Genomic DNA, 9120 nt, shown 5'->3' with positions numbered 1-9120 from the left:
ACCGGCTGATCGCCGCAACCGCCGTAGTGGGGAATTTTACTTCGGCACTTTTGGGGAAAATTAACACGGCGTTGACATGTGACACGTAAACATGCGGTAGGGACCCTTCTTCGTTGCCGAAACGTCTTTGCAATGTCGGTTCAAGAACCTCAACCAGTGGCTGCGGGTACAGGTTTGATCTGCCTTCGAGCAGTAGGCGGCCTCCAACCTTTTGCGCAGGACGCGCCACTGGTCTTGCCCCACACCCCGCAAGACGACCGTGGCTGGTGATGTCGGATGAGGGCGCTGCGGTGCTGACGAAGTATCAGGCGGCTGTCATGCGTAATGCAAAATCCGGTGTCTGGGACGGCACGACGGCGAAGGCGATCTCGAGGGTCACGGTGGGACCAGATCCTGATTTGCTCTGCTTGTCATCTGAACAGATCCAGGCCGGGTTTGGCATCGCGCCTGATGGCCGGGTTTCGGTGCCGAGCATGACAGGCGCGCAGGGAAACGGAATGCTTAGCCCTCGCTGAACACCTCCTTCGCCGCAGTCAACCCGTCGGGCGCGGCGGGAAAGTCTGCAAATTGAATAGCCCCGCCTTTCTTGGCCTTCTTTGTGTTGCAGTATCTGCTGTCGTTCGAAGTCGAGGGGCGACAGCATTCCGTCTCGGGCGTGCTTGCGCTTCGGATTGAGGAGTATCTCGATGTAGTGGAATGCAAGCAGCTGGCCGCTACATCCTGTGTATTCTATCAAATGGATTTGAAGCTGTCAGCCGGTTGTGCGCCGGAGCGGGCGAGATGCTCGGCCGCACTCATCGCCGTCAGGGTATTCTTCGATAGCTCTTCGACGGGCATCATTTCAGACCCGCTTCGCGCATGAGAGTCTCAATCGGCTCAATGAGCTCTTCCACCATTCCTCGACAAGCCTCGTGAGACTCGTCAGCGGTAAGTTCCTCAATCAGGACGATTTTCTCACGAATGTCGCGCATCAAGCTTGCGCTCGCCGCGGAGGCAAGCGCGCTGGAGATTCCGGGTTTGTAAAGCGCTTCGCACACGTAGTCGTCGAGCCTATCTGTCCGCGTGATGACCGCCTCGATCCTGCGGCGCATATGATTTGATACCTGCATGTTCTTCCCCTGGTAAGTGTGAGGCGGCTTTTCGTCCCCGTTTAATTGGATATATTTTTAAGACGTGGCATATACAAAAAAGGCTGACGAATTTGTTCAGAACAATTTCCATGCAACTGAAAATCAAAAACTTTTGGGGGTGTCCGCAAAGCGTGTTGGCTCGCTTCGTCTGCTAAGATTTCGGCCAATATATCTCCGCCTTTCAAGCGGAGGATGCCATTGCGACACCAAGATTTTCGCCACTTTCTCGATGCCCTCAACGAGCTGAACCCAGCACAGATCGAAGATGCTCAGACGAGAATTCGCGATCTCCGGAGAAAAACCGAAGCGATCTCGGAGATCGAAGCACGAACAAGCCCCGAAGCCAAGTGCCCGTTCTGCGGAGAGGAACGTCGTCAGAAGTGGGGGCGAACGCGAACCAAGATCCAGCGCTATCGTTGCGGCGGCTGCCAGAAAACTTATTCGGGCCGAACGGGAAGCGCTATCGGACGCATCCATCGTCCTGAACTGTTCATGGTCGCCTTGCGAGATATGCTGCTTAGTCCCACACCTCTATCAGTGCGCAAGCTCGCAAAGAAGCTTGGGCTCAACAAATACACTGTTTGGCGCTGGCGAATGCTGGTCTTCTCGATCATCGAAAACGGTGTGACGCCAGCCTTCTCCGGGATTATCGAGGCGGATGAGACTTATCAACGCGAGTCCCGGAAGGGATCTCGGGAATGGGTGCGGCACGCTGCCGATCCGCTGAATGTCCCGGCGCCGCCGCGTCCCAGGTGGGCGGATTTCACCACCCAGGGGTTGAAGATGATGCGCGGGCTCTCGAGGTGGCAGCTTCCCATCCTCACAGTTGCCGACAGGGGCGGCGCAAAGCTCTTCCAGCGCCTGGCGAGCCACGCAGGCGTGACGCTGCAAGATGCGATGACGCCCTTGGTGCCTCGAGATGCAGTGCTCTGCACGGACGGGGCCGATGGCTATTCCAAGATCGCATCGGCAGGCGGTATCGAGCACGTTGTGCTGGGCAGCAAACCGGGAACGCGTGTCGCCGCAGACTGTTATCACATCCAGAACGTGAACTCGCTTCACGCCCGCTACAAGAGGTTCATCAAGCCTTTCTGCGGACCGGCTTCGAAGCATCTCAACGGGTATATCCGTTGGCTGGAACTGAGGTTGGCGGGCGCAAGGCCTGCAGACGTGATACGCGCGTCATGGAAAGAGATCGGTGTGGTCGGGTTGTCTGCTCTTAGCCAGACGCACCTCCTTCGGACGGAGAGCAATCTGTCATGACCTCCCAGTGATCGTTCTTTTGTTTCGCAGTTTCTTTCCAGCGAACTCGTCCCGGAGTAAGATTGGATCGAGTGCAGAATATCTCGGTCATAAGAACAGCGGCGATGTAAGTTGCATGTTCAGACAGAGAAGGCGCTTGCAGCGCGAGAACAAATCCGCCCGGATCTACTCCCCCAACAACCCAACCCTCAAACGTTTCACCAAGAAGTCTGCCATCAAACTTATCTCCTTGGCGCGGAGGGTCATAGATAGGAAAACGAGCTTGGAAGGTTGAATAGACATATTCTATGTCAACTGATCCGTCGGCAAGGAGTGGAACTTGCACCGTATCTGCGCATGCAGGTAATGCGGCGAACATCAGAGCTGAAAGGTAAGAAATAATTTTCACTTTATTTGCCAGTTTTTGAAACAGAGATCAGTATTTTAAGAAATATTTTATTGAGATGAAGCAGGGAACGTCAATGTCGCTTCGTCCTTCAAAACGGACCAACGCGATTTGCGGACACCTTCAAACTTTTTGCCAGTTCTTGCATCCGCTTCGAGGGGCCGATCAGCTTGACTTGGTGACGGCCTCCGCCGTTCATGCGCGCCATTTTGGCCGACGAAACGGTGCCGGTGCGGAGTTCGTGCTCATCCTTCGCTCGCGCAGCGACTTTTTCCGCTGCTCGCTGCTCGAAGGAGAACTTGTCGTTTTCATTCGTGTGCATGAACTGGTCCCATTTTGCTGGGGTTCGTAGCCCCGACATTTCATAATGTCCCGTGTCAGTTGATTTGGAACGCGACGACCTGATCGAGAACGGAGGGTCTGGCTTGTGCGAATTTCATTCTATGCCGCAGTTTAGCCATGCAGCAAGCAGCGTTTCTCGAAGGTATCGGCTTTGATCTGCTTTCGTCAGTTTAGGATTACTTCGTCCCTTAGGTGATATGCATCGGCCAGCGCGAGGTTGTGCGGTGTGATGGATGTAGTGCTCAATCTCTTCCCCGACCGCCTGTTCCAGAGCGCCAAGTAGGTGGTAGCTCTCATTCGAGATGCGGTTTTCATTTTCTGACGGCACCGCGCTCTGCGCAGGTTGATTGAAACCGCCAGGCTGGACGAGCGGCACGATGGGTGTGGTCTGACATTGCTCGGTGAAGTGATGAGCACTTCATGTCCAATGGGGCAGTACCTGTATTTGATCGTCAGGAAATGGATGTGATGCATTTTGGCAACTGAAGCTGAGAAGGCGGCCGGAGCGATAGAGTCGCGCAAGTCGGCTCGAACCACCTCTTGAAAAAGAGGATTCATCTATGTCGTTTCAGTCGAAACAAGCAGACTTTACGCTGCCTTCTCGCGAAGTCATGACTGAGCCAGAAGCCGCAGATTTTCTGCGGATTGGACTGACGAAGATCCGCGAGATGCGGCGTAAGAAAGAGATTCCGCACGTTCCTGGTAAGCCCGTCGTTTACATGCGCGCGTCACTAATAAGCTGGCTCTCGGGGCGCGAAGTCAAGCCTATCGCCATGGATGAGCAACAGGAACAAAAGGCCCTTCGTAAAGCACCGCGGCATGGCTCTGACAAAGCTGCTATCAGGGCCTTACTTCTTACTTGACGCGTTAGCATGCATCTGTACCCGTGCTTAAATATAGAAATCAACGGATTAAGATGCAAATGAAGACAATTGAACGTCTCGGCCCATTTTCGATCGCGCAAAATCGGAACACATTTCACGTTCGCTGGACCAACCGGAACAATGGAAAGCAGGAATCCCAGAGCTTCGGCCGCGATTTCGAGAGGGCTCGCGAGGCGGCGATCCGGCGACTTGCGGCGATGGCATCTCCAAATGATGTTGCTGAGAGACCGTCTGATCCGACTTTTGAAGAGCTCTGGTTCTTCTATCGTCGAGAGAAGAAGAAGACGCTCTCAGTCGGCAGGGCAAGGCGTCTCGACGAACTCTACAAGCTCTACTTCAAGTCATCGCTCGCAAGGGTTCCTGCATCGAAGCTTTCTCCAGCGATCCGCGCGATGTCAGAGCGAATGCTGGATGGATGGATCGGAGACGACCGCGACACAAGCCGCGGCGGTCGCCATCTGCCACTCAGTCCGAACACGATCGAAGACATCGTAAACATCGCACGCGCGACACTGAATTTTCTTCTCGACGAGCAGATCGTTTCTGGGCCTTCTCCGATCGCTCCGATCAGGATCCCAGGTCGAACGGCGCCGATCGACCGCGATCCGAAGGGCAGGCACGTTTCATTTGAAGAGATCGGTGCTCTCATCGATGCATGCGAATTTCCGCATCATCTGCACATGCTTCTGTTCGATCTCGGGTGCGCCGCAAGAAGTGGCGGGTTGATCGATATGACTACCGAGCAAATCCTATGGGATTTCGATGCGCTTGATATGCTTCCTATCGGTATGAAGCAGACGATGAAGTACCGCCCGATCGTGCCTGTAACTGGTCCGATGAGATGGGCCGTCGCCGAAGCTGCATCGACCGCGGGTCGTGATCGCAAGTTGATCCATTTCCGCGCTCAGGGGCTGACCGGGCGAAACGGCACTCAGATCATCCATCGGATAGCAAAACGTGCCCTCGGATCCCAAGCTGACAACGTGAACTGGTATTCGATCAGACACACACTGATCGACTTTCTCGAAATGCGAGTGCCGGCAAGATCACTGTCTGCGCTGGCCGGTCATGTAGCAGCACTCGACACACGCGAGCGTCGTCGACTTCGTCAGAACGACGGCAGCGAGACGACGCGCATCTACCTCAGAGCGAAGCTTGAGCACCTTGACCCGATCCGGCGGGCGCTCGAAAACGAGTGGTGGCGAGAGATACAGAAGCACTGCAAGACCGATCTCAGGCTTGAAGATCTTGCATCTGACCGGGCTTGGGCAGATGCAAAACAGCTGCAAGCGCAGTGTGATATGTTGAAAATAAATTGCACATAGCAACGTCCCCTATGTTGCGATCACTCGTGAATCGCCGAACTATCGGATCGGGTTAGGTACTTTATTGACTGAATAATATTGAGTCCGGGGCGCTAAATAGCCTCGGTCTTTATCTTGGAACGCATCGTGAGTTGCGCAGTAAGCGGCGTCTGCATCCCACCCCAGGTTCAGCTTGACGGCTTGAAGTTCCACGGGAGAAGTTCGTCGATGCGGCCTTGCGGATGGCCGGCGGCGATGGCCTTGAGATACGGTGCATCGCTGATACCAGCCGTATGCTCGCTTGCAACTTCGAGCGCACCGAACTCGCGCGTATCGATCGCAAATCGTCGCGCGACAAAAACTGCCTGCACACCCAGTCGATCGCTATCGAACATCTCGTGCCCAAACAGCACGTCCCACTTTCGCCCCGGAGTAGGATGATGTTTTTTCCAGCCAGCTATGTTCGACAGCTCGCCAATGGCATCAGTCCTTGCATCCTTCCCGCAAAGATTTTCGAACAACCCGGTCATGATGTACCTCAATTTCGCTCGAATACTCATGGGATGTGGTGCCTCAAAGATAGCCGGGGTGTATTGTGGCTGATTGCGATGGTTGCAGCCTTGCCGGATCGCGCATACCAATTGATGAGTAATTTTATTTCGAGGCTCTGCATGAGATCTCGCGACTGCAGGCCCCAAATGTTTGTCGCTCGGTTCTCCGGGCTCGGGGCGCTCTGCGGAAGAGCAGATTTCCGCCTCATGGAGGCAATGTTATGAAAGCGACCGACGCGAACCTTCTCTCCTTTATCGCGAAAGCCCCTCAGTTTGTCATACCAATTTACCAGCGGACCTATAGCTGGACGGAGACGGAGTGCCGACAGCTATGGGAGGATGTGCGCCGCGCAGGCCGCAGCGGCCATATCCCCGTCCATTTCTTGGGATCGGTCGTCTATGTCGAAGAGAGCCTGTCGAATAACAGTAGCCGGTCGCCTCAACTCGTGATCGATGGGCAGCAGCGCCTGACGTCGGTGCTGCTCCTTCTGACTGCCCTGTCTCGCGTCATAGGTGATGACGAGCCGGTTGATGGGTTTTCAGCCAAGAAAATTCGGAATCGCTATCTCATGGATCCCGATGAAAACGGTGAGAAGGCCTTCAAGCTCCTGTTGTCCAAGAATGATCGAACGACGCTGAATGCGATCGTCTCTGGATTTGAATTACCCGACTCCGGATCGATCCGGGTAAAGCAGAATTTCGATTTGTTCACTCGCTGGCTGGATCAGGACTCGTCTGCGGTTACGGAGATCTGCAACGGACTTAGCAAGCTGATGATCGTCGATGTGGCCTTGAGCCGCGAACACGACAATCCCCAGCTCATCTTCGAGAGTATGAATTCGACAGGCAAGGAGCTTTCCCAGGCCGACCTTATCCGCAATTTCGTACTTATGGGGCTCGAGCCGAAGCTTCAGACGCGCCTCTACGAACAATATTGGCTCCAGATGGAAGAAGGCTTCGGGCAAAGAGCTTATGTCACGCATTTCGATGGTTTCATGCGCCACTACCTGACAGTGGTCACGGGCTCAATTCCACGCCAGGGTGATGTCTACTCCGCCTATAAAGAGTATTCTCATGAGGAAACGGCGAGAGGTCGCGACGTAGAAGACCTGGTGAAAGAGGTGTGGGAGTTCTCAAGACACTACGGCGCGATGGCCCTCGGCCAGGAAGCAGATCCAAGTCTCAGCATGGCCTTCAAGGATCTGCGTGAGCTGAAGGTCGACGTGGCTTATCCGTTCCTGATGGAGACCTATCGAGACTACGATGCCGACATTATCTCCTCTCAAGAGTTTTTGGAGATTGTTCGGCTGGTCGAGGCTTACGTGTTCCGGCGCGCCATTTGCGCGGTGCCGACCAATTCGATGAATAAAACCTTCGCGAACCTGGCGCGCGAGATCAAGAGGGACAGATACGTTGAAAGCGTTAAGGCGCGTTTTCTCGCCATGCGATCCTATCGCCGCTTTCCGCGCGATGAGGAATTCATTGCCCGCATGCAAGACCGAGATCTGTATAACTTCCGCGGCCGTTCCTACTGGCTTCGAAAGTTCGAGAACCACGGTCGAAAAGAGCGTGTACATGTCGATGACTACACGATCGAGCATATCTTACCGCAGAACGAAAACCTTTCGAAGGCGTGGCAGAACGACCTTGGTGACGATTGGAGCGCGGTGCAGGAGAAGTGGCTCCACACGCTCGGGAACCTCACGCTGACAGGGTATAACTCCGAATACAGCGACCATCCCTTCCCGGAGAAACGAGACATGGAGGGTGGCTTCAAGCATAGCCCGCTGCGCGTAAACGAGGGACTTGGGCAAGTTGAGACTTGGAATGAGGCAGAGATCAAAAAGCGCGCGGACAGAATGGCACGACAAGCTGTGAGCGTCTGGGCAGCACCCGATCTTCCTCAAGATGTTCTCGATACCTATCGAGAGCAGACGACCGCTTCGAGCGAATATTCGATCGATGACCATCAATATCTCGCTGATGGCAAGGAGATGAGCCGGTTGTTCGAAGAGCTTCGCCGGGAAGTGCTGGCGCTTGACGAGTGTGTGACTGAGCAGTTCCTGAAGCTCTATGTAGCTTATAAGGCAGAAACGAACTTCGTCGACGTGGTGCCGCAGAAGAAGGCCCTGAGGCTGTCTTTGAACATCGAACCTCAGGACATCTACGACCCGCGGAACATGGTGAAGGATGTCACTGGACTTGGTCGATGGGGCAACGGGAATTCTGAGGTAAAATTTTCCGATCCGAATGACCTGCAGTATGTCATCGGGCTCGTGCGGCAGGCTCTCGAGGTGCAGCTTGGAGGAGTAGAGGCGGCCGAGTGACCGGTGAGGCGACCAGGGGGGGGGGAAGGTGATTTACTTGTGAGTTTCGCCATTTGTTGCGGGCGTCATCTCGGGTTCTGCAAAAACCGGCCATTGGGCGGCGCAAGAACCGGCCACTTCGGGGTTTGGGCGTAAGGCGCGCCATGAGGTCGCGGCCAGTCAGCCGCGCTTCCCAGATAGCAGGCGGTTGACTGGCCGCTTTGGCCCGTGAGGGCCAAGCCTTTTTCGGCTGGATCAGGCGGAGCCGGCGGACTTGCGCGCGCGGCTCTGTGCGAGCCGATAGCTGTCGCCGTTCATTTCGAGGATGTGGACATGATGGGTGAGCCTGTCGAGCAGAGCGCCGGTCAGGCGCTCCGAGCCGAAGGTTTCGGAGAAAGCTTAGGGAAAAGGTTCTGATCCATTCGGACCATGGCAGCCAATTCACCAGCATGGACTGGGCAGCGTTCCTTCGGGCCCACAATCTGGAGTGCTCAATGAGCCGCCGCGGAAACTGCCATGACGTAAGCGGCGGCTGCATCCCACCCCAGGTTCAGCTTGACGGCTTGAAGTTCCACGGGAGAAGTTCATCAATGCGGCCTTGCGGATGGCCGGCGGCGATGGCTTCGAGGGTGGCCTTGAGATAGGCGAAGGGCTCGACGCCGTTGATCTTTGCGGTCTCGATGAGCGACGCGATACGTTCCCAGGCGCGCCCGCCTTCGTCATGTCCGGCGAACAATGCGTTCTTCCTGTTCAGAGCGATGGGCCGGATCAGGTTCTCGACGCTGTTGGAGTCGATCTCGACCCGACCGTCGTGCAGGAAGGTCTGCAGCCCGTCCCAGTGACGATGAATGTAGGCGAGCTTCTCCCCCAGGCGCGATTTCGCGGAGATACGCAGACGTTGCTGTTGTAGCCATTCACCGAACTCGACCACGAGGGGCGCTGTGCGCGCCTGCCG

At 55.4% G+C, this 9120-nt stretch carries 10 protein-coding genes and 2 pseudogenes; 6 read left to right on the top strand and 6 right to left on the bottom strand.

Annotated features, from left to right (window positions below; translation table 11 throughout):
• Positions 1-229 (bottom strand): hypothetical protein (locus BMI87_RS22725; RefSeq protein WP_210402515.1); only part of this gene is annotated, 229 nt, incomplete at its 3' end.
• A gap of 61 nt (positions 230-290) precedes the next feature.
• On the opposite strand from BMI87_RS22725, the gene BMI87_RS22655 reads away from it, so the two are divergent.
• The gene (locus BMI87_RS22655; RefSeq protein WP_168175263.1) at positions 291-515 is read left to right on the top strand and encodes a hypothetical protein; all 225 of its coding nucleotides are present in this window, start codon (positions 291-293) and stop codon (positions 513-515) included.
• Between the two features lie 321 nt (positions 516-836).
• On the opposite strand, the gene BMI87_RS21470 is transcribed toward BMI87_RS22655, so the two are convergent.
• Positions 837-1109, bottom strand: coding sequence for a hypothetical protein (locus BMI87_RS21470; protein ID WP_146681731.1), 273 nt, complete (start codon positions 1107-1109; stop codon positions 837-839).
• 219 nt (positions 1110-1328) lie between these two features.
• Here BMI87_RS21470 and BMI87_RS21465 point away from each other — a divergent pair, with 219 nt between their 5' ends.
• On the top strand, positions 1329-2393 hold the full coding sequence (locus BMI87_RS21465; RefSeq protein ID WP_168175264.1) for an IS1595 family transposase: 1065 nt from the start codon (positions 1329-1331) through the stop codon (positions 2391-2393).
• Positions 2394-2869: 476 nt separating this feature from the next.
• On the opposite strand, the gene BMI87_RS21460 is transcribed toward BMI87_RS21465, so the two are convergent.
• Positions 2870-3100, bottom strand: coding sequence for a hypothetical protein (locus BMI87_RS21460; RefSeq protein WP_078523495.1), 231 nt, complete (start codon positions 3098-3100; stop codon positions 2870-2872).
• 580 nt (positions 3101-3680) lie between these two features.
• Here BMI87_RS21460 and BMI87_RS21455 point away from each other — a divergent pair.
• Positions 3681-3983, top strand: coding sequence for a helix-turn-helix domain-containing protein (locus BMI87_RS21455; protein WP_078523494.1), 303 nt, complete (start codon positions 3681-3683; stop codon positions 3981-3983).
• A gap of 59 nt (positions 3984-4042) precedes the next feature.
• The gene (locus BMI87_RS21450) at positions 4043-5329 is read left to right on the top strand and encodes a site-specific integrase (RefSeq protein WP_146681729.1); all 1287 of its coding nucleotides are present in this window, start codon (positions 4043-4045) and stop codon (positions 5327-5329) included.
• 167 nt (positions 5330-5496) lie between these two features.
• Here BMI87_RS21450 and BMI87_RS21445 read toward each other — a convergent pair whose 3' ends face one another.
• The gene (locus tag BMI87_RS21445) at positions 5497-5838 is read right to left on the bottom strand and encodes a transposase domain-containing protein (RefSeq protein ID WP_146681728.1); all 342 of its coding nucleotides are present in this window, start codon (positions 5836-5838) and stop codon (positions 5497-5499) included.
• 242 nt (positions 5839-6080) lie between these two features.
• On the opposite strand from BMI87_RS21445, the gene BMI87_RS21440 reads away from it, so the two are divergent.
• Complete coding sequence (locus tag BMI87_RS21440; RefSeq protein ID WP_078523491.1) at positions 6081-8186, top strand: DUF262 and DUF1524 domain-containing protein; 2106 nt, start codon at positions 6081-6083, stop codon at positions 8184-8186.
• Between the two features lie 234 nt (positions 8187-8420).
• Here BMI87_RS21440 and BMI87_RS22875 read toward each other — a convergent pair.
• Positions 8421-8561 (bottom strand): annotated as a pseudogene (locus BMI87_RS22875) (ATP-binding protein); the annotation flags it as partial.
• Here BMI87_RS22875 and BMI87_RS22400 point away from each other — a divergent pair.
• Positions 8552-8686: pseudogene (locus BMI87_RS22400) on the top strand (DDE-type integrase/transposase/recombinase); the annotation flags it as partial. The pseudogenes BMI87_RS22875 and BMI87_RS22400 overlap by 10 nt on opposite strands.
• Before the next feature lie 29 nt (positions 8687-8715).
• Here BMI87_RS22400 and BMI87_RS21425 read toward each other — a convergent pair.
• Positions 8716-9120: transposase (locus BMI87_RS21425; protein ID WP_146681727.1), on the bottom strand; the 405-nt coding region annotated here is incomplete at its 5' end.

The sequence above is a fragment of the Thioclava sp. F28-4 genome, from assembly GCF_002020045.1.
GTDB classification, from domain to species: domain Bacteria; phylum Pseudomonadota; class Alphaproteobacteria; order Rhodobacterales; family Rhodobacteraceae; genus Thioclava; species Thioclava sediminum.
The sequence above is the reverse complement of the archived record's forward strand: the minus strand, read 5'-3'. Positions and strand labels throughout refer to the sequence as shown.

Coding starts and splice junctions, on each gene's coding strand:
- BMI87_RS21470 (WP_146681731.1), bottom strand. CDS start 1,109: ATGCAGGTATCAAATCATATGCGCCGCAGGATCGAGGCGGTCATCACG.
- BMI87_RS21440 (WP_078523491.1), top strand. CDS start 6,081: ATGAAAGCGACCGACGCGAACCTTCTCTCCTTTATCGCGAAAGCCCCT.
- BMI87_RS21450 (WP_146681729.1), top strand. CDS start 4,043: ATGAAGACAATTGAACGTCTCGGCCCATTTTCGATCGCGCAAAATCGG.
- BMI87_RS21455 (WP_078523494.1), top strand. CDS start 3,681: ATGTCGTTTCAGTCGAAACAAGCAGACTTTACGCTGCCTTCTCGCGAA.
- BMI87_RS21460 (WP_078523495.1), bottom strand. CDS start 3,100: ATGCACACGAATGAAAACGACAAGTTCTCCTTCGAGCAGCGAGCAGCG.
- BMI87_RS21445 (WP_146681728.1), bottom strand. CDS start 5,838: ATGACCGGGTTGTTCGAAAATCTTTGCGGGAAGGATGCAAGGACTGAT.